Below are 25,306 nucleotides of genomic sequence, written 5' to 3'. Positions count from 1 at the left end.
TGATGGAAAATTAATGATACTCAATTAAAACAGGAGACACTTTTAGATCTCAAGAAAACCTTTATTCTCTCTGTGCGATACACACCCACCGGTCATAGATCGGATCTTTTGGGTTCTCATGAACCTCAACGGTGCGTTCCTGTTCCTCTCCCCATCTCCTGATCAGTTCTGCTTCGGGCTCTGTGCCTACCGTGATCAGCGTCTCCTCCGTGAGCGAGAACAATTCAGAGACAAGCTGTTGCCAGAGTTCCTGTGATAACAGGTTGATATCTCCCATCATGATGCCGATGCCACGCGGTACAGGGTCAAGGTAATCTGAAGCGATGGTCGCATTGATACAGATCGTCTCTTCCGGCAGCAGCCTTTGCGTGGAGAGCCCAAGGGAGATCAGGGAGGGGTCGTTGTCGCAGGACAGCAGTGAATACCCCAGATTTCGCAGGACCTGTGAACCGACGCCAGAACCGCAGCAGAAGTCAAGACAGGTCTCCCCTGCCCCGCTGCTCCAGAACTTCATGACAAGATCTTCGATGATTGCAGGCCGGTCTTTATTGAGGTCGTCCAGAGCCGGAGTGACATTATCGGCGATATCCCTGCTGAAATATTCCCTGACCGCCGCCGCCCAGACTACGCGGTCTTCCTGGTAGATCTCGCCATTGACCTCTTCGAAGCGCTCGATAGCAGCCGCGGAAGGTTTCCGGCAGAGGAACGTTCCCACATTCCATACCCCGTCATTATGGAACGCTAAGGCGAGCGGGTCCTCCTGTTCATCTATCAGCAGGCGCGCCTGGTCACCCGGGAACGAAGCAAGCACCGAAGTAAAATGGCTGTCGGTCAGATCGGCAAATGACGGCTCGATGAACCGGACCGCCCCGACCCCGAGAATCTCATCCGCTCTCATGAGTCCCGCTCGATATGGAGCCCGTGGGGGGCCTGAATAGTCCCGTCAATCCTCGCGTCCTCATGGAGCCGGATGGTCTTTGCAATAACATCCCCGAGTATATGGGCGCCCTTTTTCACGTACACCTCGTCGCCACTTTCCACGTTCCCGTGAACCTCCACCCCGCTGGTAACCGTGACCCCTCTCTTTGCCCGGAGGCTCCCGAAGATCACGGTGTCCGGCTGGACGTCGATCGAGCCCGCCCGGATATTTCCATGGAGCCGGCACCCTTTCCCGATCTTCATGGTCGAAGGCACCGAGAAGAGCTTCATGTTCAGCTTTGAACGGGACGGGATCATGAGCGGCATCTCGAACTCCTCGTCGTCATCCGAGAACAGGTCAGCGAGGATCCGGTCGACGTCCTCCTCCCGCTGGATCCGCATGAGCGTCATGAAATAGATGAGGATGAACATGATGACCGGCATCGGGTTCCTGACCTCGATTGCCCCGGTCGCTTCAAAGCCTTCCCGTATCTCGACCCGTTCCCCTATGTCCAGCGTCCCGGCGACTTTTAATTTGCCAAGGATCTTTGCCCCTTCGCCGATATAGGCGTCCTGTTTTGCGACCACGTCGCTGCCGATCTCACACCAATTGCCTACCCGGGCGTCACCGTCCGCCCATATGTATTCCCGGATCTTTGTCGAGTCACCGACGATCACATCCGCTCCCCGGAGCCCGTAATCGATCTGGCAGAACTCGCCTATCACGATGTTACGGTCGGTCTTGATGCTGTGCTCCTGCAGCTCGGTGCCGTCCGGGAGAAGGCAGTGCCGGTGCCAGTCTTCCACGCGTTTTTTGGGTCGCTTCGCCTTTGCCACTTATGTCTCCTCACGCGCCGTATTTGTGGGATCGGTTGATCAGGTCAAGCGCGATCGGGAGCAGTGATAATCCCTGAGTGCGGTTGAGCCCTCCCTGTGCACAGGAGATCTCATCGAACCTCTCAACGTCATCAGTGCGGACGCCCTCGCCAGCGATGACAACCGGCACCGGGTCTGCACTATGGTCCCTGACCGTGCAGGGGGTGCTGTGATCGGCGCAGATCACGATAATGGTGTCCTTTAATGTACGTAAGGGAGAGATTGCGGTATCAATCTTTTCAATAAAGGCCGTTTTCTGTTTTGCGAGTCCGTCATGCCCGGATTCGTCAGCCCCCTTGATATTGACCAGCACGAAGTCCTGCGAGCGCAGCTCCTGTAAAGCTGCTTCGATCTTTCCGGTAAGGTTGCTGTCCTGCGAGCCGGTGATCCCGTCGACATGGACTCGCCGGAGCCCGACTGCAGTCCCGATACCGGCGATGAGGCTTGCAGCACAGATGACGCTTCCCGAGAGCCCGTATTTCGTGGAAAAGGGTTCGAAGTTGCCCATCTCCCCTGCCCCCCGTATCAGGACTGCTGTGGCGGGGTTAAGTCCCTGGTGTATCCGCTCCTGGTTTACCTTATGGTCTGCGAGGATCTGCATGGCCTGACTGACAAATTCATTGCAGACCAATGCGGTCTTTTTGTCTTTTTCAGTCTGTAGTAACGGGATGATGTTAAGCAGTGGCACCCCCTCTTTTTTTGGATCATTAGACGAGACGCAGTGCCCGAGCCCGTCGCCTTTGAGCGCAAGTGCAGCACGGTGCCCGGCGCCGGACCTGAACACAAACTCCACGCCGAATCTCCTGAGGTCGACACCTTCCTGTATTGCCGCAGACAGTGCCGCGGTATCATGGATCCGTCCTGCCCGACGGTCGCTCACATGCCCGTCTTTTGTGAGCGTCGCATAGTTGCACCGGAACCCGATCATGCCGGGTTCCATGGTGATACCGGTTCCCACGCATTCGAGGGGGCCTCTTCCGGTATAATACGTGTGCGGATCATATCCAAGCAGGGAGAGGTGGGCGGTATCTGAACCCGGGCGGATACCGGGAGCAATCGTGTCCATAATCCCGCAGACACCTTCGCGGGCAAAGGCATCGAGGTTTGGTTTTTTTGCCGCCTGCAGCGGGGTCTTGCCGGCAAGCTCCGGGCATGGCCGGTCGGAGATGCCGTCAAGGACCAAAAAGAGGATCTTGCGTGCGGTCATTACCGGAATTGTTTGTCGGGGGAGCTTTTATGCTCAACGGTCAGAAAAACGGGTCAGGCATATACGCGGGCCGGAAATGAAATATGAGAAAAAGAAAAATTTCACCTGATAAAAAATTTATACGTTTTCCGGGGCAGCTGTTGCCACCGGTTCGACCTTTGACTTGATGACCTCAATCCTGCGGACCGGGTAGAGCAGTTTTACGACCTTGAACAGGTCGCGGGAGATCTCACCGGTCACAATACCGGTCACGAGCGTGTTGAGGTCCCATGATGCGGCCTGTGCCTGAACATTAGCCGTGATCGCGTTCCGGATTGCGTGGATCTGCCCGACGTTCGCCCGTGCGAGCGTGTAGCAGCTGATCGTAAGCCGGACTTTCTTCTGGTCCTTTGTTATGATGGGGACGAGGCAGTCCACACGGGTGCTCCGGCGCTTGATGAGCCCGCGCAGGTAGTCCCGTGTCACCTCATGACCGACGAACTCGGTGTATGCTGCATCGCCTGTCACGGATGAAACCTTAAAACGCATCTTGATGTGCTGCTTTGCATAGTCATTTGTGATCTCGCCGAGAGTTGCCTGCATGATCCTGCCGACCACACTCTCGGTGTCGTTTGCTATGGTGTCACCGATGTACGCCTTGCCGAGGTTTTCGGGGACGTGCACCTTGAACCAGCTCTTGGCTTTCCAGCCCTCTACTCTTCTTCCAACCTGTTTTTTTGCCATGAAATCACCTACATGAATTTAAATATCTCGTTTGGTTCGCCGACAAGTTTCCTTACCTTGTCCGGCCACCCTTCCACATCAAGCCCTTTCTGGGCTAAAAACGCCGCCGTCCAGCGCTCGAGCCCGACGCCCGAGCAGCCCGACCAGCAGTCTGCTCCGCTCTGGATTTTTACATTGAAACCTTTGGGGTACTTGTCGCCGTTGATGCTCACGTTCTGGAACTCAAGCCAGCTGTCGCTGTAGGGCAGGTAGGCTTCGTAATCAGTCGTGCCGATCCGCTCGCCACACCCGCATGCCCCCTCTTCAATTTTCTGCGCTGTCTTGCCGCCGTCAACCATGCCTTCCTGCGCCATGAACCAGGGCGTCACCCGGGCGCACCGCCATTCGAGCTCGAGGATCTCCTCGAATACAGTATGGTATGCCTCATGGAGTCTGTCTGCCATCGCAACAGTCTGTTCGGCAGTGCCCAGCCAGACGATCTCGATACGGTGGAACTCGTCAACCCGCTCGATCCCGTGGATGCCGCCGCTCTCATACCTGTGGGATGTGCCGCTGCGGTCAAAGACCCTGATCGGCAGGCTTGCAGTCCCGAGCGTCTCGCCCTGTACAAACGGCCAGAACGATGGGCACTGGGCATAGCACAACCCGCCGATCGGGCCGTCGATCTTGTCGCGGATCATCTCAACGGGCACCTCTCCGGTCACCTTGAAATAGTCGCCGACATCCTCCCAGAAGGCAGGGTCGCGGGTCTTGGGGGTGCAGACATAGTAAATCTCGGGATACACGCCTTTTGCGTGCCCTGACCGCATCCAGACCGCCCACGGGGTGAGCTTGGGAAAGATCATCTCGGCAAACCCAAGCGGCCTGATGATCTGTTCAATTACGATCTGCTCGAACGCACGGAAGAGCTGCACCGATTGCGGCCCGTGTATCCACTGTCCCCGGGACGCACCGTGCCGGATCCAGTTGCGCTTCACCATCTCCTCTGTCGGATCGCGGGAAAACAACCGGGGTTTCGGTGCGCTTGCAAAGACAAGTTCCCAGTGCTCTCCCTTGCCCCCGTACGCAGAAGCCTGTATCTTTTCTTCGATCAGCTTGAGGATCCGGTCCGGTACCTTGTTCTCAAGGTCAGCTGCGCTTACCGCGAGGTCGAGTGACAGCTGGTCCTTTTTTAAGTCATAAGACCGGATGAACGGCAGGCTGGGTACATGAATACCGTCCGGGATCTCCCCGGTCATAACGATTCGGTATTCACCGATCGAGATCCCCCTCAGCCCGAGCCGGAACTTCCCCAGAGCAGCAGCGGCCTGTTTTTTAAACCGGAAGAGGGCGTCATGCGCTCTCGTATATGTGCCGCTTTCTATGGTGAGCCTGACAACGTTTGATTCCACGCTCCAGTCCGTGATCCTGCCGATCTCCCGGTCGTCAACACCTTTGGGAACACCCTTTTTGAAAAGCACCGTGTTCGATTCTGCCACGGTCGTCTCAACAGATCTTTTCGCCTCCTCCGGGATCTCGCTGTTGAAGCCGAGTTCTGCTGTCAGTGCGAAACGAACGAACATGTTTCCTCCGCAATTGCAAGGTTTGTCAGATAATCGTCTACCGATGCGATCACCGAGCTCAGCTTTGTGCCGGTGATGCTGGTTGTTACCCCAGTCTCGGTCGCAACCGTCTTCATGGATGAGAGGTTGTCCGGGCAGATCGCATCTGCCACGCAGGCGGGGTGGCGGTGGGTTGAAGCGATGACGCCGTCTATCTGCATCATGCCGCCACCACAGTCTGCCAGCTTTTCCTGAACATATCAAGCCGGGCGCATGGAATGGTCGCTCCCGCCCTGAGCCTGTGCCCCCCTCCAGAACCGCCGCAGCTCTCTGCTATGCCGCGTATCATGGTGCCAAGGTCCGCATCGATGCCGGTCGGGCACCTTGCTGAGATACGGCACCGGTCGCCTTCGGGAGCCACAACCGCGATGGGCGTCGCATGGGTAGACTGGCAGGCGAGCGCGTCGGCAACGTCGCTGATAAGCATCGCATCCGGCACTTCGTAAACCCCGTCCTGTGCTGCCGGAGCACCGGCCAGTGCACGGATGGCACTGATGACGCTGAGCCGGTGCTTCTTTGCAATCTCCCATGCAGTCTCTGCATCCCGGGAATACCGCAGGCATAGTGAAGCGCCGATCTCCCCGTGCCCGGATTTTCCGCAGGCATCGATGACCGATGCCAGTGCGTGGGCGTCAGGGATCACTTCACGTTCGAGCGCGTAGGTGTCCCCGTAGATCTCCTCGATGCACCCGGCACCTGCGGTCTGGATCACCTGCAGTACCGAGAGTGATAGGAGCATGTCAGGGCGCACAGCATCTTTTCCGGCTGACTGCTTCAAAATTGCATTCACCACGTTTTCATCTCCGCTAATCCCATCGAGATACGGATTGATGGCCATGAGCCAGCGTTCGGCCATATCCCTTCCCGCAAGTCTTAAGCCCCGGCTCGGGTTGACGATGCCGTTTCCCACTGCTTCGTTGAAAATACCGAGGTTTTTTCCGGAGAGCAGCTGGCCGTCCCCGATAACCCCCAGCATCGCAAGCCCTGCAAGGTCGCGGTTGTCGCCCATTTTCTGGGCGACAATGTATGCAATTGCTGATGCAGACAGGTCATGATCCCCGTCAATGCCAAAAAGACGGGGGTTTGCATGGAAGTCTCCGGTAAAGCTAGGGTTGTGGTGGTCCACGACTATCGTTGTTTCCGGGAGGTCTTCTGTTCCGGCGCCGAGGTCGCAGAGCAGGTATACCTGCTCCTTGGTGATCTCTGCTGGCTGGATCTCCCGGCGGATCCTGAGCCGGAACCGGACCCCCGCCCGCATCATCGCATGGCAGAGGATGGAACCGGCAGCGATACCGTCAGCGTCATGGTGTGCGACCACCTCGACGTACTTCTGCCTCTGTATCTGCTCTGCGACAAGGTTCGCGGCGGTTTCAAGTGACATAGGGATGCAGACAATGTTAACGGGACAGCAGGATTTCCGTGTTCTCCGGTTTGTAGACCCAGCCTGCGGGCAGCCTGCCACTGCCGGTGTAATACTTAACGAGCCTCCGGATCTTTGACTCGACCAGGTGGAGCTGGCGTTTGTTGTGCAGGTCGTTTTTGTTCTCACTCAGGTGCTTGCGCAGCCCGAGCGCCTTTACCATGAGATCGCGCAGGTCCTCAGGAATTGCTGACTCAATCTGGTGGGCCTTGAGGATATCGCCGATACGCTTCCCCCCGGTCACGAGTTTGATGTCAGGGACTCCGTAACGGTCCCGCAGGATCAGACCGATTTTGCTGCTAGATACGCCTTCCTTCCGGAGCTCGATGATCACTTTCTCGATCCCCTTGATGTCCGTGTTGGACCACGAGGGCGCCTCCTTCCGGTAGGGGCGGACGGAACATGACTTGCCCCTTCTGCGGGCATGCATTCTTGCCAAAGTATAACCTCCTTACGACATTATGTAAGTCCAAAAAGAGCAGCGGTTGCTGACTCCCGGTAATCCCAAGCCCTGTTGGGCAGTGCACGCAATAGTGCACGTCGGACTTACTTCTGCCAGCACTTGATTTAAAAGTGCTTACGTGTATTGTGCTGGAGGAATAATAAGGGTGTTGGTGAATCCTCATGGCTGGCCAATGCCTTAATTACGGACTCCCCTGCCTTTTTAGCCTCGCAGGAAAAACGGGATAGTACAGATGAACAAATTTCCCCTCGAAACAATAGATGAGGACTCAGAGATCCGGTTCAGGGACTGCTTCTCCGTCCGGTACATCCAGTCTGCTGCATTGCTGTGCAGGCTCGGGTATGCCATCGAGAAGGACTATGCGGAGTCCGGGCAGGTATCGCAGGAATCGATCCTCTCCTATGAGGCATTCATCCTCAACTCGATCCTTTCATCTGTTGTATTTCTGGAGTCCACCATCAACGAACTCTACTCGGATGCGGCGGACAACACTCCCCTTTCTGCTGATGAGAAGAACGCGGAGCTGTTCCGGAAGATCCGTGAGCGTTGGACAAATGAGAAAAATTTTGATCGCGCCCCGGTTTTAACCAAATACCAGAAGATCCTCTTATATACAGACAGGCCCACGTTTGCGGAAACCGATCCGGCGTTTTTGAACGTGAAGAGCCTTGTTGAGATCCGCAACTTCCTGATGCATTACCGGCGCGAGTGGGTGGTCCTTGCACAAAGCCGGAATCTTCGCGGCGGTCATGAAACGCGGGGATTAAAATTTGAAGAGGCTTTAAAACACGCCTTCAAAGAAAATCCGTTCGCCCATAAAAACCGGCCGTTCTTCCCGGACAAGTGCCTCGGGCACGGGTGTGCGGAATGGGCGGTTATCAACAGCCTTGTCCTGACAGTTGAATTTTTCTCCCGGCTTGGGCTGTCCGCACCCTATGACGGTATAAAAAATGAGTTATTGACCCGATAGAGCCTTCCGGAGTTCTCCAAAGAGAAGTTTTTTTAAAAAGTAAATCCGGTTTATCTCTTCTTCCCTCTCTTTTTCCGGGTATCTTTGGTAAACGAGAGGAGATCGATATTGTACACGCCGTCTTTTCCGACAGAGATGATCCGTTCGTCGTCCTTTGCCATCTTCTCGATGTTCAGCTCGTACGAGCCGGGCCCCACGATGCGGATCGTCTCAACACGGTCGTACATCTCCACATCTTTTTTAGGCTCAGCCCTGACTTCGAGGACTTCCTGGTGCGTCTCATCGGTGATCTCTTCGATCGACTTCTCCTCTAAAACGTCCTTGTTGAGGTCCGCCTCCTTTACATAGAGGAACTTCTTGCCGCCGCAGCTCGCACAGCCCTTGAGGATCTCGGTAGACCCGTCCCTGTATTCCCGCCCGCACTTGGTGCACTTGTGTGGCATGTGAGTCTTCCCAGCTACTTTTTAAAAATTATCCGAAGTGTTCGATCATCGTCTCGTACAGCTCTTCGACATTTCTTCCCTCCAGACCCGAAATGGCGATAACCGGGTGCTGGGGGAATGCACTGCGGATGCGGGCCGGTGCAGCTTTTGGCAGGTCGATCTTGTTTGCGACAATGAGGACGGGGAGCTTCCTGCTCTCGATAATGCCGACCATCATGATGTTGACCTGCATGAAGGGGTCGAGCGTGGAATCGAGCATGTAGATGACACCATCGATGTCCTCTCGGAGCCAGTGCATGGCCTCGGCAACACCCTCGGTCGCCTCGCGGGCACGGATGACTGCCTCGTCCTTATCGAGCCCGAATTCCAGAAACTCGTGGTAGTCAATCCGGGTCGTAACCCCGGGGGTATCCACGATATCGATTGTGACAGTTGCACCGTTTGCACCGGAGATGATTATATCCTCCTTTTTGCGTGCCCTGCGGGTCTCATGCGGGATCTCGCTCACCGGGCCGACAGCGTCCCCCGTCCAGTCTCGGGCAATGCGGTTTGCAAGCGTGGTCTTTCCTGCATTAGGGGGACCGTAAATGCCGATACGGGTCCGCTTCTTTTTAAAAAAACGGGCAAGGAAACCGGAAAATTTCTTTTTTATTCTGCCATATGTCTGATAAAATATTCTCATTAAAACACCTCGGGCAATAACCACACATCGTCGCACGGTGGTGCCCTCAACTCGTAAGTAATGTATAGAATGCGACCTTTATTATGTTTCTTCCGGGCAAAAAATCTGCATCCGGGCGGTTTATAAATCTCACGATCAGGGATACCCGCCCCTTATTACTTTGACGCATTGCCACTTGCCACTGCCCAATCCTTTATATCAAAGTTGGTAAGTATTGGTAGATTGTAAACATCAGGCTCAAAAAGCACGGAGGTGATCTCATTTGAAAAAGACTACCAACGAAATCCGGTTCGAGACCCGCGTTCCCTTAAACGAGGTGATGCGGAGCCACCCGACAACGATTGCCAGCAATGCCACCGTTGCAAAGGCTGCAGCGGCCATGTGCCATGACGATGTGGGAAGCTGCATTGTTCTTGCAAAGAACCTCCCCATCGGGATTGTTACCGAGCAGGACATCAACTGCAAGGTAGTGGCAAAGGATCTCAAACCGAGCAAAGTACATGTAAACGAGATCATGAGCACTCCTCTGATTACGGTGAGTGCTGAAAAGACTGTAGGGGACGCTGCCCATATGATGGTGAAGCACCGTGTAAGGAGGCTCCCTGTTGTCGATGAAGGCAACAAGGTGATCGGGATTGTTACAGTCCGTGACCTCCTTACCGTTTCCAATGAGCTCAACGAACTGCTGGCGGATCTTATCGAGATCAACCGTGAGGATGTTGTTGAGATGGGCATGTGCAACCGGTGCAGTCAGATGTCTGATGAGCTCAAGCGGATCGACAACCAGATGCTCTGCGCCCGTTGCCGCGAGGAGGAAAATATCGCATGAGCGTTGCGCAGGATTTCAGAATTGAGATCCCTGTGCTCCGTATCACAGACCAGATAACAAAAGCACGGCAGATCCTCCGCGACGACCGGTTCCGTGAAATATATGTCGTAAACGATGAGAAAAAGCTCCTCGGCTATGTCGATATCACGGATGGTCTCAGAGTGACCGCAACGCGGTCAAACGTCACCGTGGAAGGGTATGTCAAGGATGCTGCGGAAGTGCATGCATCCGATCCCATTGAGCACATTGCACGGGAGATAAAAAAGTTCCGAACCGACAGTGCCGCGGTGGTGGATGAAAAGCGGCATATTACAGGGGGTGTCCTGCTGTCAGACCTCTTCCCCGCCATCATCTCGCGCCACGAGATTTCCGGCACCGTTGCCGACTGTATGTCCGGAAACGTCGTGACTGCGGAGGAAAACAGCCCTGTACAGCACATCTACACCCTGATCGTGCAGAGTGGTTTCTCCGCGTTCCCTGTGGTCAGGAAGAAGAAACTGGTCGGGATTGTATCCCGGCGCGACCTTCTCCGCAGTGGCCGGACAAGGACCGCACGGGCCAGCGCGGAACATATGCCCGTCAGGAAGATCATGACCCGGGAGGTCATCACGCTCAAACCGGATGACCTGATCAGCACCGCGGCAAGGCTGCTCGTGCAGCACGATGTGAGCCGCCTGCCTGTCATGGACGGGGAGTCTGTTGTGGGTATTGTCGACCGGCATGATGTCCTTGCCGGGCTCGCGTGAAACCGGATCAATAAGTTCAGGGAGGATCGGGATATCGTTGGACCATAAAAAATCCAGCCATATTTCAAAGGAATTTGGAAAAGTTTTTTAAAAAAAAGGGGTAAAAAGATGGAGAAAAAAGACCCTGGCGTCAAGCAGGGCGACAAACTGCTCAAGATGCATGGCAAATTCGACAGGGGGCCTGTCGGGTTCAAGTCCCATATCGTGGAGCAGGAAGGCGAGATCATGGCGATCGCAACCCGCGATGTGGTATCGGTACCTCCGACAACTACGATCATGGGGGCGGTGGAGAAAATGACGGGATGCGGGTTCAGGAGACTGCCCGTGACTGATGCCGGGACAAAGAAACTTCGGGGGATTTTCACATCGGGGGATATTATCAATTTACTGGGCGGCGGGGACAAGTACCGGCTCGTGCAGGTAAAGCACAGGGGCAACCTGATTGCCGCAGTAAACGAGAGTGTCCGGGCGATCATGACCCAGAAGCCTGAAACGCTCCCGGACACTGCGAAGATTGCAGATGCAACCGGGATCATCGTCCATAAGAGGATCGGGGGGATCCCGGTGGTGGATGAGGGAGATGTCCTTACCGGGATTGTGACCGAGCGGGATGTCATGGGGGTTCTCGCGGCAGAAAAGAGCAGGTTCGCCGTGGGAGACATCATGACCGGCTCTCTCCGTGTTACCGGACCGGACTGCACGATCGGGGAGGCAACCCGCGACATGACAAAATTCCGGTTCCGGCGGCTCCCGGTTGTGAGCGACGATGTGCTGTATGGTATGATTACCGCAACAGATATTATGCGGTATCTCGGCAGCCGGGAGGTGTTCAGCCGGCTCTCGACCGGTGATATCGGGGAGGTGATGGGGCTGCCTGTGCGGACGCTGATCACCGGTGACCTCTTTACAATAACCCCGGATAAGAGCATCAACGTGGCAGCCCGGGAGATGCTGGAAAAGAACATCGGCGCCCTCCCGGTCATAAAAGACACGCGCCTCGTAGGGCTTGTCACCGAGTTCGACCTTGTCCGGGCATTTGCACAGGGGTGAGTGTGATGAAAGCTTCAGATGTAATGTCCGCACCGGTCCACGTTATAAGCCCTTCAGAAACCGTGGCGCACGCCCGTAACCTGATGGTCAGGCACCGGATATCCCGGCTGCTGGTCATGGAGGATGGGATGCTGTCAGGAATTATCACCAAAAAGGATCTTGCATACCGGCTCCGGCAGAGCGAACCTGCGTGGCGGCGGCGCCCGATCGACAGAATCCCGGTGAGCGTGCTTGCCGTGCCCGACCCGATTACGGTAAGGCCGGACACCGGCATCCGGGAGATCGCCCGTATCCTTGTAAATAACAACATCAGCAGCGTGCCGGTAACAGACGGTGATGCGGTGATCGGCATCGTTACCAAGTCAGACCTGATGAAGTCTGCAATGATAAACAGTTTTACCTGCCCGGTTGCAGACATGATGGAGGATGTGGCAACAGTGAGCAGGTACCATTCGCTCGACCATGTCATTGATGTGATGAGCGAGCGCAATGACAAGGTGGTGGTCACCAACAACGATGAGTCCATTGCAGGTATAATAACTGAAACCAACCTCGCGTTCTTTGACAACGAGCAGAAAATCGCCGGTGTTGTGGAGCGGGGCGTGCCAGTCAGGAGGAGGAAGCAGCCGCGGGGCACGCGGGGGGCAGGCACACTGTTCCTTGCCCCTGTTATTGCTCAGGACATAATGACATCCCCGGTCATCACCGCATCTTTGGACACTCCGGTGAACCGGGCGGTTTCAAGCATGAACAGACATCAGATCAACAGCCTTGTGATAGTAGACAAAAACGACATTGCAGGTATAATAAAACGGGATGATATTATCAGGGAAGTGGCGAAATGACAAAAGAACTGTTTATAAAAGATATAATGGCAAAGCCGGTAACAATCGCAAAATCCGCGAAAGTAACCGAGGCGCTCGATAAAATGCTTGACGAGGGCATTGACCCGCTGATCGCGGTGCACAATACAAGCGTTGCCGGCACTGTCTCCCGAAAGGCGATCGCCGAGAAGCTTGGGAGCAAACAAAACTCCGGGCTCACCCCGACTGCAATCCATGTTGCAAGCGTTATCGACGAGGACTATACGAGCATCTATCCCGATCAGGACATCAACGTCCTTGTGCCGCTGCTCCAGCGCTACAAGATGGTGGTCGTATTTGACAGTGACCACAAACTCATCGGACAGGTGGGTGCCGGTGACCTGCTCAAAAAGGTAAAGCCGGAGGGAACGGCTGACGGGGTAATGGAGGTTGCGGTCACGATTGAAGCCGATGAACGGGTGGTCCATCTCCGCCGCCGGATGCTGGACGACAACATCACCCGGTTTGTGGTGACTGAGAACGGTAAAATAATTGGCATCGTGACCGAGACGGATGTAGCGGTTGCCATGCGGAGGTTTCGTGAAGCGGTAACCGGAAAACACCAGGACCACCGGATCCGCAACCTGCTGGTAAAAGACATCATGAGCGCCCCGGTCATCTCGATCGAACCTGCGGCAAAGGCTGCCGAGATCGTGGAGATGATGCTGAAGAAAAACATCAGCTCAGTACCGGTTGCAGACAAGGGCAGGTTGATAGGCATGGTGACCCGCAGGTCCCTTGTAAATGCGTTATAAAAAATTTCCCCCTTTTTTCCTGTTCTCCTGATAAAGCCGGTTTTTCAATCATCCATCAGACCATTTACACGGGCATATTGTTCCGGTTTTTGGGTATCTTTCCGGTATTTCTCCTCCTCCAGCACACCAGTGGCGATATTATATAATGACTGGTGATCCATGATCTTTAATCCTTTCAACACAGCGGTGTTGAAACCAGAACAAGGTGTCCTATGGCTGTCCCGTTGATCGACCATTTCCGAGCCGATCCACGCACCTCCCTTATTCTTGTGTCAGGGACAGCAGTGTTCGCCCTTGCGCTCAACCTGTACGGCCTGCTTATCGGGATCACCGTTGTCACTTCACATCTCCTGTATCTCCCCATAATTCTCGCATCGTTCTATTATCCCCGCCGTGGCATATGGTTTGGCGGGGGAATTTCTGCAATCTATTTTATGATGGTGGTAGCAACCCGTTCAGGGTTTCCTGAAGACCTTGGCTCGGCAGCAGCCCGGTGCGGCATGTTCATTGTGATCGCGTTTGTCGTCTCGTACCTCTCCCTGCGCCTGAAGGAAAATGAACAAAACTTGATCTTTGCAAAAGAGGAATGGGAACGGACATTTGATGCGGTACCGGATCTTATCGCGCTCATTGACCAGAATCAAAAAATCTTACGGGTCAACCGGGCCCTCGCAGCAAAGCTCTGCATCACACCTGAACAGGCAGTCGGTCTGCATTGTTATGAAGTGATGCACTGTACAGATGCCCCGCCAGATATCTGCCCCCACATCAAGCTCATACGTGATGGGAATGAACACACGAGCGAAGTCCACGAGGATCGTCTCGGGGGAGACTTCCTTGTTACCGTATCACCTCTGCGTAACGCAAACGGAATCATGATCGGCAGCGTGCATGTCGCACGCGACATAACAGAGCGCAAGCGGGCTGTCGAATCCCTGCGTCAGAGTGAAGAGAAATTCCGTACTCTGATGGAGAACCTGAATGTCGGCGTGTACAGGAACACTGCAGATTCTGAAGGCAGGTTCCTTTGGGCAAACACTGCCCAGGCACATATGCTGGGCTACGACTCTGTCGAGGAATTATTACAAGTACCGGTCATGGATCTGTATCCTAATCCTGAAGAGAGGAAAAAATTCCTATCAGACCTCAATGCATGTGGAATTTATAAGGGCCGGGTCCTCCAATTAAAAAAGAAGGACGGGACACTGATCTGGGTCTCGGTGAATGCCAGACCGAAATGCAATGAAAACGGTGAAGTTGAATGGGTGGACGGGGTCATCGAGGACATCACGGAACGCAGGGCGTTACAGCAGGAGATGGCTTACCACAACCGGGAACTGGAGCGCATTAACGAAGCGCTGGCGCATGCAAACAAAAAACTCAATATACTGTCTTCGGTTACCCGCCATGACATCCTCAACAAAATCACGGCGTTGCTTGCCTACCTTGAACTCTCCCAGGAACTGACACGCGATCCTGCCCTCCTTGAATACATGCATAAGGAGATCGATACGGTACTGTCCATCGAGCGCCAGATCGAATTTACAAAATACTACGAGGATATCGGGGTGCGGTCACCGGAATGGCAGGACCTCCCGTCAACCATCAGGAGGGCTGCAGTCCAGCTCCCCCTCAAAGAGGTTGCTCTCAATGTGCACCTTGACGGCATTTCGATATTCTCTGACCCCTTAATCGAGAAAGTCTTTTACAATCTTATGGAAAACTCGGTACGGCACGGGGATCGTGTGACTGCCATCTCACTCTTCTCGCAGGAATCCCCGGGCGGGCTGACAATCGTGTATGAGGATAACGGGACCGGCATCCCTTCAGAAAACAAGGAGAAGATCTTTATCCGCGGGTTTGGCAAACACACAGGCCTCGGGCTGTTTTTGATCCGGGAGATCCTTTCCATCACAGGTATCACGATTGCAGAGACCGGGGAATATGGAAAAGGAGCAAGGTTCGAGATCAACGTACCAAAAGACAGGTACCGGCAGTCCGTGTCACCGGCCGATGAACAATAGCCGGTAAAATTGCGGTTCATGGCGGGCTTATATTGCACACTCGAAGAATTCCTTCGGAAATCTTCTCAAGCTCACCCCCGAGGGGGGTTCGACACAGCGAAGATTTTCTGATGAAAATCTTCTCGATATTCATCCCTCATTACATTCGGGATTCATATAACACAAACACTTATAATCCCGACCCAACCATATTATAAAGCACCATTCATGGAGCAGCGGATATCTGCTGCGAGTGTCTGTAAAAGATGCGAGATTCCTCTGTTGAGGTAGCCAAGCCTGGTATGGCGCAGGTTTGCTAAACCTGTGTCCCCCTGGGACTCGAGGGTTCAAATCCCTCCCTCAGCGCTTCAGAGAAAATCTCACAAAAACGAGGGGATTGGATGGCTCAGGAAGAAGACATAAAATACTTTGTACGGATTGGCACCACCGATCTGGACGGGACAAAATCCGTCCGTGTCGCCCTCACCGGGATCAAGGGTGTGGGCAGGCATACGTCAAGCGTTATCTCCCGCATGGCAAAAGTCAACGAATATACGACGCTGGGGCGTCTGGATGAGGACGGGGTCAACCGGCTCCGTGCCGTCATCGACCATTATGGCACCAAAGTGCCGTCATGGATGACGAACCGGCCCAAGGATGTCTACACCGGTGAAGCAAAACACCTGTTAGGCATCGATGTGACGATGGCCAGAGATGACGATGTCAACATGATGAGAAAGATTCGCTGCTACAAGGGAATCCGCCACGAGACCGGGCAGAAAGTCCGCGGGCAGCGCACCAAGTCCACGGGCAGAACCGGCGCGACCGTTGGTGTGAAGAAGACCAAAGAGGGAGGCGCGTAAAACCATGGGATACCCGGGAAAGAACCATAAATCATACCAGACTCCCAAACGCCCGTTTGAAAAGACGCGGATTGAGCAGGAGACACGGCTTGTCATCGAGTACGGGCTACGGAACAAGCGGGAAGTGTGGAAGGCGCAGAGCATCCTGCGCAAGTACCGGAAAGGGGCACGCAACCTGCTTGCGCTCATGTCAAGCAGTACTGACCGGCCGCTCTTTGAAGCGAAAAGGTCTGAACTTATCACTTCCATGCAAAGGGGAGGACTGCTCGGCCCGGATGCGGATATCGATGACATCCTCTCCCTCAAGATCCAGACCGAGCTCGAGCGACGGCTCCAGACGCTGGTGTACCGCAAAGGCCTTGCACGGTCGCCAAAGCAGGCACGGCAGCTCATCACCCACGGGCATATCGCGGTCGGCGGAAGGCGCGTGAGCATCCCCGGTTACCGGGTTAGCCGCACCGAAGAAGGGCAGATCAGCTACTACGGCAAATCGCCGTTTGTTGCGGACTCCCATGCAGAAAAAGCGCGTATCACCAAAGCCCCGGGAGTGAGATAAGATGGCAGCATCAGACAAGGAGAAGTGGGGCATTGCCCATATCTTCGCATCGTTTAACAACACCATCATCACCATCACCGACCTATCAGGCGCAGAGACGGTGACCAAGAGCTCAGGAGGCATGGTGGTCAAGCAGGACCGTAACGAAAGCTCGCCGTATGCAGCGATGCAGATGGCCGGAAATGTTGCGGCTGCTGCAAAAGAGAAGGGAATCGTTGGTGTCCATGTCAAGGTGCGTGCACCCGGGCAGGGCAAGCAGCGCAGCCCCGGGCCCGGAGCGCAGGCAGCAATCCGTGCGCTCGCCCGTGCCGGCATGCGCATCGGCAGGATTGAAGACGTCACGCCTATCCCCCACGACTCATGCCGTCCGAAGGGTGGCAGACGAGGAAGGAGAGTGTGATGGAGATCCAGTTTGCAAGTCTTGACGATACTATTGCGCGATTCACACTTATCGGTGCCCCCCCCTCATTTGCAAATGCACTGCGCAGGGCGATGATCTCTGAAGTGCCGACGCTTGCGATCGACGAAGTGCGCATCTATGACAATACAAGCGCACTCTTCGACGAGATGCTTGCCCACCGGCTCGGGCTGATCCCGATCATCACCGACCTTGCCACGTACTCCCGCAAGGAGACCTGTGCATGCGGTGGTGCGGGGTGCCCGAGCTGTTCGGTCACTTATACCCTGAGTGTAGAAGGCCCCAAAATGGTCAAGTCAAGCGACCTGATCCCGCAGGACCCCAAAGCGGTCCCGGTGCATGATAATATCCCAATCGTAAAACTCACCAAGGGGCAGAAGCTCGTGCTCGAGGCGCGGGCGGAACTCAACACCGGAAAAGAGCATGCCAAATGGCAGCCGACGAATGTCTGCGGGTACAAGAACCATCCCGTCATTGCGATTTCAGATGCCTGCGATGCGTGCGGGATGTGCATTGAGGAATGCCCGCGGGAAATCCTTGCCGCAAAAGGCAAGAAGGTCGAGGTTATTGAGGGCAAGCTATCCGATTGCTCCATGTGCAGGCTCTGCGAACGGGCATGCGTGGCAACCGGCATCGGGGACGAACCGGCAATCAAGGTCTCAGCAGAGCCCGACCGGTATATTTTCGTGGTCGAAGGCGACGGGTCGCTTCCGGTAAAAGAGATCCTGCGCCAGGCGCTGCAACACATCAAAGGACAGTCAGACGAGCTGGAGAAACAGACACGCGAAATTTCAGGGGATGACAAGAAATGACAAGAACCGTGGAAAAGACGAACCCCCGTCTTACCAATCTCATATCGCTCTTAAAGAATACATCACGCGAGAATGAGGCAAAGATCTGGCGCGAGATCGCAAGCAGGCTGGAGACCTCCAACAGGAACCATGCCGAGGTCAACCTTTCCAAGATCGAGCGCTACGCCCAGAAAGGTGAGACGATCATCGTCCCCGGAAAGGTGCTGGGCAGCGGCGCCCTTTCACAATCGGTGAAAGTGGCGGCACTGAACTTCTCGGCATCAGCGACAAGCAAGATCCGGGACGCGAAAGGGCAGTGCATGACAATCGAACAGCTCCTGCAGGACAACCCGAAGGGAAGCGGTGTCCGTATCCTGAGGTGAACATACGATGGTGACAGTAATCAACGGTGATGGCATGCTCCTTGGACGGCTTGCAAGCGTTGTCGCACAGCGGGCGCTTGCCGGAGAGGAGATCGCGGTCGTCAACGCGGAAAAGGCAATCATTTCAGGCAGCCGGGCGCGGGTGCTTTCCAATTACCAGACCAAGCGCAGCCGGGGTTCAACCGGCTGGGGGCCGTTCCTCCCGCGCAGGCCGGACCACTTAATGAAGAGAACGATCCGCGGTATGCTGCCGTACAAACGCCCCCGTGGCGTTGACGCGATGAGGCGTATCCGGTGCTACGTGGGCATCCCGGTCGATTTCGTGGGTAAAGAGATGGAGGTGCCTGACGAGGCACACATGAACCGGCTGAACAATGTACAGTTTGTCACCCTTGGTGCAGTCTGCACCTTTCTGGGGGCAAAGTTCTAACGGGTGGTCATTATGGTCAAGATCATCAACACAAGTGGAAAACGCAAGACGGCAATCGCACGGGCTACGCTCAAGGCCGGTAAGGGCATCATCCGGATCAACTCCGTCCCGCTGGACAAGTACGGGACCGAGGTTACACGGATGAAGATCTCCGAACCGCTCCTGCTTGTGCCCAACGCGGTGAACGGCATCGATGTCGCTATCGATGTTGAAGGAGGGGGTTCGATGGGGCAGGCGGAAGCCATCCGCACTGCTCTCGCGAGGGGAATTGTCGAATGGCATAACGATCCCCAGATGAAAGACACGTACCTGCTGTACGACCGGACGCTGCTTGTCAACGATTCGCGGCAGAAGGAAACGAAAAAGCCGCACGGGCGCGGTGCACGCAAGAAGTTCCAAAAGTCTTATCGTTAGGATAAAAGAAAGAATGAGAGGTCGACAATCGTGATACCCGTACGATGCTTCACCTGTGGAAAACCAGTCTCCACAGCGTTTGAAGAGTTTAAATTGAGGCGGGCAGCTGGCGAGGATCCCAAAAAGATCCTCGATGACCTCGGTCTTACCCGCTACTGCTGCCGGCGCATGCTGCTCACGCACAATGAGATCATCGATGAGCTCAACCCGTACCAGTGAGAGGCGCATTTATGGGGGGTCGTAGGGTAGCCTGGTCCATCCTATTGCGTTCGGGACGCAGTGACCTGAGTTCGAATCTCAGCGACCCCATTTTAATTTAGACCATTCTGAGGAAGACACATGCAGACACCACAATATACCCGGTATGAACGGGCGCGGATTATCGGAGCCCGTGCTCTGCAGATATCAATGGGTGCACCATTACTCATCAAAACCGAAAGGATCGATCCGCTGGAGATTGCGATCGACGAATTCACCCAAAACAAAATACCCATTACCGTAAAGAGGAAGTGAACACACCCATGACGTTGATTGAAGCAGTCGAGCTCCGGGTTATCCTGGACAGCCGGGGGAACCCGACAGTCGAAGCCGATATCCTCACGACATCAGGGTTCGGCCGGGCAGCAGCCCCTGCCGGTGCAAGCACCGGGTCACGGGAGGCAAAAGTCCTTCCCCCGGGGGATGCAGTCGAGAGCGCAATGGCAAACCTTCTGCCGGCCCTTATCGGCCTGGACGCATCCGATCAGGCGGGGTTTGACGAGCAGCTCCGGGATATTGACGGGACAGACAACTTCTCCGGCATCGGTGCAAATGTCGCCGTCGCCCTGTCGCTTGCAAACGCAAAAGCCGCTGCGTCGGCAGGGGGCATGCCCCTCTTCCGGTACCTTGCCGGGGCGTTTGTTACCGAGATGCCGCTCCCGCTCGGGAACGTGATCGGCGGCGGTGCGCACGCTGCAGATGCGACCGAGATCCAGGAGTTCCTGGTGGTCACGGGCGATGCTGCCGATGTGCAGGAAGCAGTATTTGCTAACGCAGCAGTGCACCGCACCGTCAAAGAGATCCTGAACAAGAAGGGCAAGGCATGCGGCAAGGGAGACGAGGGTGCATGGGCGCCCCAGATAGATGACGCCCTTGCATTCGATATTATTGCCGAAGCCTGCAGTACCGTTGCCGACGAGATGAACGTATCTGTAGATATGGGCATCGATGTTGCGGCAAGCCAGCTCTGGAGCGATGGGCATTACAAGTACCGCAGGAAGAAGCGCTCCACCGAAGATCAGGTCGCGTACATCGCGGAGCTTGTGGACAAATACAAGCTTGTCTATGTCGAAGACCCGATGCATGAAGAGGACTTTTCCGGCTTTGCCGATCTCAACGCACAGGTCGGTGACCGGTGCCTTGTCTGCGGTGACGACATCTTTGTCACGCAGGTCGACCGTATCCTGCAGGGCATCGAATCGGCATCCGCGAACTGCGTACTGATCAAACCCAACCAGGTGGGCACCCTGACTGACACCTTTGACGCGGTCAGGCTTGCCCATACCCAGGGGTTGGACACGGTGATGAGCCACCGGTCCGGTGAGACCACTGATACGACAATTGCACACCTCGCAACCGCGTTCTCCTGTGTTTTCTTAAAAACCGGTGTGGTTGGCGGGGAACGCATTGCAAAACTGAACGAACTGATTCGCATAGAGGAACAGATATGACCCAAGTTACCGAGATGGAAATTGAATTAAAAGAACCGCTCGTCCCTGTCGAAGATTATCTTGCGGCAGGTGTCCACATCGGCACCCAGCAGAAGAGCGAAGACATGAAGAGGTTCATCTACCGCGTCCGCGGTGATGGGCTCTATATCCTGGATATCCGGGAGACCGACGCACGTATCAAGACCGTGGCAAACTTCCTGAACCATTATGAGCCCCCGAATATCCTTGTCGTCACCTCCCGCCAGTACGGGCAGTACCCGGCAAAGAAGTTTGCCGACACGATCGGCGCAATGTCAGCTACCGGACGATTCATACCCGGCCTCCTCACCAACCCGGTACTTGACGGCTACATCGAACCTGAAGTGATTGTCGTCACTGACCCTATCGGCGATGCACAGGTTATCCACGAGGGCGTCCAGTGCGGCATTCCGGTCATCGCGCTCTGCGATACCAACAATATGACCAAGTTTGTCGACCTTGTGATCCCGACCAACAACAAGGGGAGAAAAGCGCTCTCGATGGTCTACTTCCTGCTCACCCGCGAGATGCTCCGGCTCCGCGGCATATCCACGGCACTGGCCCCCGAAGACTTTGAGACTGATATCTGATCCGGCTGCCCGGCTTTTCTGGCAACCGATATCTGGATATACCAGTTTGACCAGAGGGTTTATCCGATGAAGATGCGTGCATGCGCAGTGGCGGGGATGTTCTACCCGCGGGAACCCAATCATCTTGAGCAGCTGCTCACCCGGTTCTTTGCAAAAGGCGGCGAACCGGTGGATGCACTGGGTATTGTTGCACCCCATGCAGGGTATATCTATTCAGGGGAGGTTGCGGCGCGGGCATATGCCGCAATCCCCTCTGACTTCTCGGGCACATTCGTGGTGATAGGCCCGTCCCACCGGGGGTACATGACAGCAGCGTCGGCAGTCCCATGGGAAACACCGCTCGGTGTGATCGATACGGACGAAGCATTTGTAAAAGCCCTCGATATCGAAACTGACGAGTTTTCGCATGCAGATGAGCATTCGCTTGAAGTCCAGATGCCGTTTATCAAGTTCCGGTTCCCCCGGGCCAGGGTTGCACCGGTGATGATGGGCGGGCAGGACGAAGAGAGCGCGATGCACCTTGGCAGGAAAATAACTGCCGCAGCCAGGGCTACCAGGCGGGACGTGCGGGTCGTTGCGTCAAGCGATTTCTCCCATTATATTCCGGAGGCGCTCGCCCGGGAAAATGACCTGTATGCGATCGAATCCCTGCAGTCGCTTGACATCGGGGAGTTCTTTTTACGCATTGAAAGGCGGAAGGTCTCTGCCTGCGGGTACGGCCCGATTGCGGCCATGGTGGAAGCGTGCCGGGCGATGGGGGCAACTCAGGGCAGGCTCCTTAAGTACGCGACAAGCGGGGATGTAACCGGTGACCGGGCTGAAGTCGTGGGGTATGCGGCCATTGCGGTGATATAGGTTGGCAACTTGGAGTGCGCCGGGCAAGGTCTTTTTGTTCGGCGAGCATGCGGTGGTGTACGGCAAACCCGGAATTGCGATGGCGATCAAGCCCCGCGTCTATGTGACCGTGCGCCAGAGCAAACGTCCCCAGTCAGCGGGTTCACCTTACATCCACAACTGCTTTACCGAGTTGGGTGTCAATGGCAGCGTGTACATCAACTCGCAGATCCCGAGTTCGTCCGGTCTTGGGTCGTCTGCAGCAGTGACGGTTGCCACGCTTTGCGCCATCAACGATGAATTCCATCTGGGCAAAACGCGGGAAGAGATCGCCGACATGGCATTTGGGATCGAAAAGAAGGTGCAGAAAGGCAGGGCAAGCCCCACCGATACCACCGTATCATCCTATGGCGGGATTGTCCTGATCACCGGCTCCTCCCGCCGGCGCCTTCCCCCGCAGAACCTCCACATCGTAATCGGCGACACCCTCGTATCGCACAACACCTCCCAGATGGTAGAGCAGGTAAGCGATCTCAAAAAAAAACATCCGGAGATTGTCAGCCACCTGCTCGATGCGATCGAGGGGGTGAGCCTGAACGCGATCCACCACCTCAACAACCCGCAGGAACTGGGCAGGTACATGGATATGAACCATGCATTGCTCGATGCCCTCGGGGTGGGTCACCCGGCGCTCTCGCGTCTCGTGCTTGCTGCAAGGGCGGCAGGTGCGTTTGGCGCAAAGCTGACCGGTGCGGGTGGCGGGGGATGCATGGTCGCTGTAACCCCAAAAGGGCTCAAGCACCGGGTGGCAAAGGCAATCGAGGCATGCAATGCCCGGGCGATCGTGACCGGTATCGACACCGAAGGTGCACGAAAGGAGAAACATGTCTGACCGTGTAATGCTCAAGCTTGGCGGGAGCGTGATCACCGACAAGAGCGGCGACTGTGCGATCAACCATGCGCAGGTCGCTGACATTGCACTGGCAGTGGCAGAAAACCCGGTACCGGGCCTGGTAATCGTGCACGGCGCCGGCTCATGCGGCCATCCGGAAGCAAAGCGGTATCATCTCGACCGCGGTGCAAACGCGGGGCATGCGGAAGGCATCGCGGTCACGCACCATGCGGTTGCCCGGCTGAATGATGCGGTAGTAGCAGCGCTGCAGGGGCATGGCGTGGAGGCGCTGGGAATCCACCCGCTTCATGTCGCGTTTGCAGATAACGGGAGGCTGGTCGCATTCGAGAAGCGGCAGCTTGAAAAAATGTTAACCCTCGGGATGGTTCCGGTGATCCACGGCGATGTGGTGATGGACAAGTCCCGGGGCGCCTGCATCGTGTCAGGTGACCAGCTTGTGCGCTATCTCGCACCGCTGATCAGCATTGACCGTGTGGGGCTCGCCACCGATGTACCGGGAGTGCTGAATGGGGGGACGGTTGTGCCGGAGATTACACCGGCATCTGCCCGCGCCCTCGATATCGGCAGCTCGACATTTACCGATGTCACCGGTGGAATGAGAGGGAAGATCAATGAACTGCTCGACCTCGCGCGTGCGGGTGTCGGGTCTGAAATTTTCCATGTCTCACGCGTCCCCGATTTCCTTATCGGAAGGGACTGCGGCGGGACAAAAGTGAGAAAATAAAAAGGGAGGGAGACCATGGGAGACAAAAAACATTTTACATCGTCACGGAAGCTTGACCACCTGCGGATCTGCGCAGAGGAGGATATCGAGCGTGGCGATGCCGGTTTTTCCGACATACGGTTCGTACACAACGCGCTGCCGGAGTGCGATATGGCAGCGATTGACCGGCGCACTCGTTTTTTGTCCCGGACATTCTCATCTCCTCTTTTTATCTCTGCAATGACCGGCGGGCACCCGGAGACAAAAGAGGTGAATGCCAGGCTTGCGCGGGCAGCAGAGCGCTTTGGGATCGGCATGGGTGTCGGCTCCCAGCGGGCTGCCCTTGAAAACCCCGGCCTTGCCGACACATTCTCGGTGGTGCGGGATGAGGCGCCGCATGCGTTTCTTGTGGCAAACCTCGGCGCCGTCCAGCTCCGCGACCATGGCATCGAATGGGCGGAGCAGGCTGTCGCGATGATCGGTGCAGATGCAATCGCAATCCACCTTAACTTCCTGCAGGAAGCAATCCAGCCGGAAGGAGACCATAACGCGGCCGGATGTCTCGATGCCATACGGGCGCTCTGCAAGGACACAAAGACGCCGGTGATTGTGAAAGAGACCGGTTCCGGTATCTCGGCAGAGACTGCGCGGAAGTGTCGTGGTGCGGGAGTTGTAGTACTTGATGTAGGCGGGGCAGGCGGGACGTCGTGGGCTGCGGTAGAAAGTGTACGGGCAAAAAAGAACCGGAACCCTGCAGACAGGAATAAAATGGCCCTCGGCGAGGACTTTGCAGACTGGGGGATCCCCACGGTTGTGAGCCTGTGCGAAGTGCTGGCGTCCCCGGGTTCAGTAATTGCATCAGGAGGCATACGTAGTGGTCTGGACATGGCAAAAGCGCTCGCGCTCGGGGCCGACCTCTGCGGGATGGCGCTCCCGCTCCTTCCCGCCGCTCTTGAAAGCGACGAGGCGCTCGGACAAAAGATCGATGCGGTTCACCGGCAACTGGATGCTGCAATGTTCCTTACAGGATCAGCCCGCGTCACAGACCTTAGGAAAGCGCGGATGTTTGTCACCGGAAAGACCCGGCAGATGATCGACAGGGATAATCCGGCGGGCATCAGGAAATAATTTTTAA

Annotated in this window: 32 protein-coding genes and 2 tRNA genes; 24 read left to right on the top strand and 10 right to left on the bottom strand. The window is 55.7% G+C overall.

Translation table 11 applies throughout. From position 1 onward, the window contains the following. Nucleotides 1-61 precede the first annotated feature (61 nt). The 8 genes from OS112_10120 to OS112_10085 form a co-directional block, all read right to left on the bottom strand. Nucleotides 62-898 carry a hypothetical protein gene (locus OS112_10120; GenBank protein ID WAC04794.1) on the bottom strand — a complete coding sequence of 279 codons (837 nt, stop codon included), beginning with the start codon at nt 896-898 and terminating at the stop codon, nt 62-64. After that, a complete protein-coding gene (locus OS112_10115; protein WAC04793.1) occupies nt 895-1,755 on the bottom strand; it encodes a polymer-forming cytoskeletal protein in 861 nt (286 codons plus the stop codon). The genes OS112_10120 and OS112_10115 overlap by 4 nt, the downstream gene beginning before the upstream one ends. Before the next feature lie 10 nt (nt 1,756-1,765). Beyond that, complete coding sequence (locus OS112_10110; protein WAC04792.1) at nt 1,766-3,001, bottom strand: 2,3-bisphosphoglycerate-independent phosphoglycerate mutase; 1,236 nt, start codon at nt 2,999-3,001, stop codon at nt 1,766-1,768. A 117-nt stretch (nt 3,002-3,118) separates the two neighbouring features. Further along, the gene (locus tag OS112_10105; GenBank protein ID WAC04791.1) at nt 3,119-3,724 is read right to left on the bottom strand and encodes a 30S ribosomal protein S3ae; all 606 of its coding nucleotides are present in this window, start codon (nt 3,722-3,724) and stop codon (nt 3,119-3,121) included. Nucleotides 3,725-3,732: 8 nt separating this feature from the next. Beyond that, entirely contained in the window at nt 3,733-5,286 is a 1,554-nt protein-coding gene (locus OS112_10100; protein ID WAC04790.1) for a serine--tRNA ligase, read from the bottom strand. Further along, nucleotides 5,265-5,489 (bottom strand): KEOPS complex subunit Pcc1, encoded by a 225-nt coding sequence (locus tag OS112_10095; GenBank protein ID WAC04789.1) that lies wholly within the window; start codon nt 5,487-5,489, stop codon nt 5,265-5,267. Before OS112_10095 ends, OS112_10100 begins: the two co-directional genes overlap by 22 nt. Continuing rightward, nucleotides 5,486-6,706 (bottom strand): DHHA1 domain-containing protein, encoded by a 1,221-nt coding sequence (locus OS112_10090; protein WAC04788.1) that lies wholly within the window; start codon nt 6,704-6,706, stop codon nt 5,486-5,488. The genes OS112_10095 and OS112_10090 overlap by 4 nt, the downstream gene beginning before the upstream one ends. A gap of 16 nt (nt 6,707-6,722) precedes the next feature. Then, nucleotides 6,723-7,184, bottom strand: coding sequence for a 30S ribosomal protein S15 (locus OS112_10085; GenBank protein WAC04787.1), 462 nt, complete (start codon nt 7,182-7,184; stop codon nt 6,723-6,725). A gap of 256 nt (nt 7,185-7,440) precedes the next feature. Here OS112_10085 and OS112_10080 point away from each other — a divergent pair, with 256 nt between their 5' ends. Further along, the gene (locus OS112_10080) at nt 7,441-8,178 is read left to right on the top strand and encodes a hypothetical protein (protein WAC04786.1); all 738 of its coding nucleotides are present in this window, start codon (nt 7,441-7,443) and stop codon (nt 8,176-8,178) included. 50 nt (nt 8,179-8,228) lie between these two features. On the opposite strand, the gene OS112_10075 is transcribed toward OS112_10080, so the two are convergent. Further along, nucleotides 8,229-8,621 (bottom strand): Zn-ribbon domain-containing protein, encoded by a 393-nt coding sequence (locus OS112_10075; protein ID WAC04785.1) that lies wholly within the window; start codon nt 8,619-8,621, stop codon nt 8,229-8,231. Nucleotides 8,622-8,649: 28 nt separating this feature from the next. Continuing rightward, on the bottom strand, nt 8,650-9,303 hold the full coding sequence (locus tag OS112_10070; GenBank protein ID WAC04784.1) for an Era-like GTP-binding protein: 654 nt from the start codon (nt 9,301-9,303) through the stop codon (nt 8,650-8,652). A gap of 262 nt (nt 9,304-9,565) precedes the next feature. Here OS112_10070 and OS112_10065 point away from each other — a divergent pair, with 262 nt between their 5' ends. From OS112_10065 to fni, 23 genes are all read left to right on the top strand, one after another. Then, nucleotides 9,566-10,132 (top strand): CBS domain-containing protein, encoded by a 567-nt coding sequence (locus OS112_10065; protein WAC04783.1) that lies wholly within the window; start codon nt 9,566-9,568, stop codon nt 10,130-10,132. Then, entirely contained in the window at nt 10,129-10,878 is a 750-nt protein-coding gene (locus OS112_10060) for a CBS domain-containing protein (GenBank protein WAC04782.1), read from the top strand. The genes OS112_10065 and OS112_10060 overlap by 4 nt, the downstream gene beginning before the upstream one ends. A gap of 108 nt (nt 10,879-10,986) precedes the next feature. Next, nucleotides 10,987-11,928 carry a CBS domain-containing protein gene (locus OS112_10055; GenBank protein ID WAC04781.1) on the top strand — a complete coding sequence of 314 codons (942 nt, stop codon included), beginning with the start codon at nt 10,987-10,989 and terminating at the stop codon, nt 11,926-11,928. 5 nt (nt 11,929-11,933) lie between these two features. After that, nucleotides 11,934-12,773: a CBS domain-containing protein gene (locus tag OS112_10050; protein ID WAC04780.1), complete on the top strand. Its 840-nt coding sequence runs from the start codon at nt 11,934-11,936 to the stop codon at nt 12,771-12,773. Then, the gene (locus tag OS112_10045; protein WAC04779.1) at nt 12,770-13,546 is read left to right on the top strand and encodes a CBS domain-containing protein; all 777 of its coding nucleotides are present in this window, start codon (nt 12,770-12,772) and stop codon (nt 13,544-13,546) included. Before OS112_10050 ends, OS112_10045 begins: the two co-directional genes overlap by 4 nt. A 212-nt stretch (nt 13,547-13,758) precedes the next feature. Further along, nucleotides 13,759-15,570, top strand: coding sequence for a PAS domain-containing sensor histidine kinase (locus tag OS112_10040; GenBank protein ID WAC04778.1), 1,812 nt, complete (start codon nt 13,759-13,761; stop codon nt 15,568-15,570). A gap of 260 nt (nt 15,571-15,830) precedes the next feature. Continuing rightward, nucleotides 15,831-15,915 (top strand) — tRNA-Ser (locus OS112_10035). Nucleotides 15,916-15,950: 35 nt separating this feature from the next. Then, entirely contained in the window at nt 15,951-16,412 is a 462-nt protein-coding gene (locus tag OS112_10030) for a 30S ribosomal protein S13 (protein WAC04777.1), read from the top strand. A gap of 4 nt (nt 16,413-16,416) precedes the next feature. Then, nucleotides 16,417-16,968 carry a 30S ribosomal protein S4 gene (locus tag OS112_10025; protein WAC04776.1) on the top strand — a complete coding sequence of 184 codons (552 nt, stop codon included), beginning with the start codon at nt 16,417-16,419 and terminating at the stop codon, nt 16,966-16,968. A 1-nt stretch (nt 16,969) separates the two neighbouring features. Next, nucleotides 16,970-17,368, top strand: coding sequence for a 30S ribosomal protein S11 (locus OS112_10020; GenBank protein WAC04775.1), 399 nt, complete (start codon nt 16,970-16,972; stop codon nt 17,366-17,368). Further along, on the top strand, nt 17,368-18,198 hold the full coding sequence (locus tag OS112_10015) for a DNA-directed RNA polymerase subunit D (GenBank protein WAC04774.1): 831 nt from the start codon (nt 17,368-17,370) through the stop codon (nt 18,196-18,198). Before OS112_10020 ends, OS112_10015 begins: the two co-directional genes overlap by 1 nt. After that, a complete protein-coding gene (locus OS112_10010; protein ID WAC04773.1) occupies nt 18,195-18,560 on the top strand; it encodes a 50S ribosomal protein L18e in 366 nt (121 codons plus the stop codon). The genes OS112_10015 and OS112_10010 overlap by 4 nt, the downstream gene beginning before the upstream one ends. A 7-nt stretch (nt 18,561-18,567) precedes the next feature. Further along, nucleotides 18,568-18,990 (top strand): 50S ribosomal protein L13, encoded by a 423-nt coding sequence (locus tag OS112_10005; protein ID WAC04772.1) that lies wholly within the window; start codon nt 18,568-18,570, stop codon nt 18,988-18,990. A gap of 12 nt (nt 18,991-19,002) precedes the next feature. After that, complete coding sequence (locus OS112_10000; GenBank protein WAC04771.1) at nt 19,003-19,404, top strand: 30S ribosomal protein S9; 402 nt, start codon at nt 19,003-19,005, stop codon at nt 19,402-19,404. Nucleotides 19,405-19,434: 30 nt separating this feature from the next. Then, nucleotides 19,435-19,623, top strand: a complete 189-nt coding sequence (locus tag OS112_09995) for a DNA-directed RNA polymerase subunit N (GenBank protein ID WAC04770.1) — start codon at nt 19,435-19,437, stop codon at nt 19,621-19,623. Between the two features lie 15 nt (nt 19,624-19,638). Then, a tRNA-Pro gene (locus OS112_09990) sits at nt 19,639-19,713 on the top strand. Nucleotides 19,714-19,743: 30 nt separating this feature from the next. Then, nucleotides 19,744-19,917 carry a DNA-directed RNA polymerase subunit K gene (locus OS112_09985; GenBank protein ID WAC04769.1) on the top strand — a complete coding sequence of 58 codons (174 nt, stop codon included), beginning with the start codon at nt 19,744-19,746 and terminating at the stop codon, nt 19,915-19,917. 8 nt (nt 19,918-19,925) lie between these two features. Then, nucleotides 19,926-21,113, top strand: coding sequence for a phosphopyruvate hydratase (eno, locus tag OS112_09980; protein WAC04768.1), 1,188 nt, complete (start codon nt 19,926-19,928; stop codon nt 21,111-21,113). After that, nucleotides 21,110-21,721 carry a 30S ribosomal protein S2 gene (gene rpsB, locus OS112_09975; protein ID WAC04767.1) on the top strand — a complete coding sequence of 204 codons (612 nt, stop codon included), beginning with the start codon at nt 21,110-21,112 and terminating at the stop codon, nt 21,719-21,721. Before eno ends, rpsB begins: the two co-directional genes overlap by 4 nt. A 66-nt stretch (nt 21,722-21,787) precedes the next feature. Continuing rightward, nucleotides 21,788-22,576 (top strand): AmmeMemoRadiSam system protein B, encoded by a 789-nt coding sequence (gene amrB, locus OS112_09970; GenBank protein ID WAC04766.1) that lies wholly within the window; start codon nt 21,788-21,790, stop codon nt 22,574-22,576. Nucleotide 22,577: 1 nt separating this feature from the next. Beyond that, on the top strand, nt 22,578-23,447 hold the full coding sequence (gene mvk, locus OS112_09965) for a mevalonate kinase (protein WAC04765.1): 870 nt from the start codon (nt 22,578-22,580) through the stop codon (nt 23,445-23,447). Further along, nucleotides 23,440-24,192, top strand: a complete 753-nt coding sequence (locus tag OS112_09960; protein WAC04764.1) for an isopentenyl phosphate kinase — start codon at nt 23,440-23,442, stop codon at nt 24,190-24,192. Before mvk ends, OS112_09960 begins: the two co-directional genes overlap by 8 nt. 15 nt (nt 24,193-24,207) lie before the next feature. Further along, nucleotides 24,208-25,299 (top strand): type 2 isopentenyl-diphosphate Delta-isomerase, encoded by a 1,092-nt coding sequence (gene fni, locus OS112_09955; protein ID WAC04763.1) that lies wholly within the window; start codon nt 24,208-24,210, stop codon nt 25,297-25,299. Nucleotides 25,300-25,306 lie beyond the last annotated feature (7 nt).

The sequence above is a fragment of the Methanoregula sp. genome (assembly GCA_026625165.1).
GTDB lineage: Archaea > Halobacteriota > Methanomicrobia > Methanomicrobiales > Methanospirillaceae > MVRE01.
The sequence above is the reverse complement of the archived record's forward strand: the minus strand, read 5'-3'. Positions and strand labels throughout refer to the sequence as shown.

Bases quoted from the DNA above. Each gene is read 5' to 3' on its own strand.
- OS112_10120 (WAC04794.1), bottom strand. From the start codon at position 898: ATGAGAGCGGATGAGATTCTCGGGGTCGGGGCGGTCCGGTTCATCGAG.
- OS112_10110 (WAC04792.1), bottom strand. From the start codon at position 3,001: ATGACCGCACGCAAGATCCTCTTTTTGGTCCTTGACGGCATCTCCGAC.
- OS112_10105 (WAC04791.1), bottom strand. From the start codon at position 3,724: ATGGCAAAAAAACAGGTTGGAAGAAGAGTAGAGGGCTGGAAAGCCAAG.
- OS112_10100 (WAC04790.1), bottom strand. From the start codon at position 5,286: ATGTTCGTTCGTTTCGCACTGACAGCAGAACTCGGCTTCAACAGCGAG.
- OS112_10095 (WAC04789.1), bottom strand. From the start codon at position 5,489: ATGATGCAGATAGACGGCGTCATCGCTTCAACCCACCGCCACCCCGCC.
- OS112_10090 (WAC04788.1), bottom strand. From the start codon at position 6,706: ATGTCACTTGAAACCGCCGCGAACCTTGTCGCAGAGCAGATACAGAGG.
- OS112_10080 (WAC04786.1), top strand. From the start codon at position 7,441: ATGAACAAATTTCCCCTCGAAACAATAGATGAGGACTCAGAGATCCGG.
- OS112_10075 (WAC04785.1), bottom strand. From the start codon at position 8,621: ATGCCACACAAGTGCACCAAGTGCGGGCGGGAATACAGGGACGGGTCT.
- OS112_10070 (WAC04784.1), bottom strand. From the start codon at position 9,303: ATGAGAATATTTTATCAGACATATGGCAGAATAAAAAAGAAATTTTCC.
- OS112_10060 (WAC04782.1), top strand. From the start codon at position 10,129: ATGAGCGTTGCGCAGGATTTCAGAATTGAGATCCCTGTGCTCCGTATC.
- OS112_10055 (WAC04781.1), top strand. From the start codon at position 10,987: ATGGAGAAAAAAGACCCTGGCGTCAAGCAGGGCGACAAACTGCTCAAG.
- OS112_10050 (WAC04780.1), top strand. From the start codon at position 11,934: ATGAAAGCTTCAGATGTAATGTCCGCACCGGTCCACGTTATAAGCCCT.
- OS112_10045 (WAC04779.1), top strand. From the start codon at position 12,770: ATGACAAAAGAACTGTTTATAAAAGATATAATGGCAAAGCCGGTAACA.
- OS112_10040 (WAC04778.1), top strand. From the start codon at position 13,759: ATGGCTGTCCCGTTGATCGACCATTTCCGAGCCGATCCACGCACCTCC.
- OS112_10030 (WAC04777.1), top strand. From the start codon at position 15,951: ATGGCTCAGGAAGAAGACATAAAATACTTTGTACGGATTGGCACCACC.
- OS112_10025 (WAC04776.1), top strand. From the start codon at position 16,417: ATGGGATACCCGGGAAAGAACCATAAATCATACCAGACTCCCAAACGC.
- OS112_10020 (WAC04775.1), top strand. From the start codon at position 16,970: ATGGCAGCATCAGACAAGGAGAAGTGGGGCATTGCCCATATCTTCGCA.
- OS112_10015 (WAC04774.1), top strand. From the start codon at position 17,368: ATGGAGATCCAGTTTGCAAGTCTTGACGATACTATTGCGCGATTCACA.
- OS112_10010 (WAC04773.1), top strand. From the start codon at position 18,195: ATGACAAGAACCGTGGAAAAGACGAACCCCCGTCTTACCAATCTCATA.
- OS112_10005 (WAC04772.1), top strand. From the start codon at position 18,568: ATGGTGACAGTAATCAACGGTGATGGCATGCTCCTTGGACGGCTTGCA.
- OS112_10000 (WAC04771.1), top strand. From the start codon at position 19,003: ATGGTCAAGATCATCAACACAAGTGGAAAACGCAAGACGGCAATCGCA.
- OS112_09985 (WAC04769.1), top strand. From the start codon at position 19,744: ATGCAGACACCACAATATACCCGGTATGAACGGGCGCGGATTATCGGA.
- eno (WAC04768.1), top strand. From the start codon at position 19,926: ATGACGTTGATTGAAGCAGTCGAGCTCCGGGTTATCCTGGACAGCCGG.
- rpsB (WAC04767.1), top strand. From the start codon at position 21,110: ATGACCCAAGTTACCGAGATGGAAATTGAATTAAAAGAACCGCTCGTC.
- amrB (WAC04766.1), top strand. From the start codon at position 21,788: ATGAAGATGCGTGCATGCGCAGTGGCGGGGATGTTCTACCCGCGGGAA.
- OS112_09960 (WAC04764.1), top strand. From the start codon at position 23,440: ATGTCTGACCGTGTAATGCTCAAGCTTGGCGGGAGCGTGATCACCGAC.
- fni (WAC04763.1), top strand. From the start codon at position 24,208: ATGGGAGACAAAAAACATTTTACATCGTCACGGAAGCTTGACCACCTG.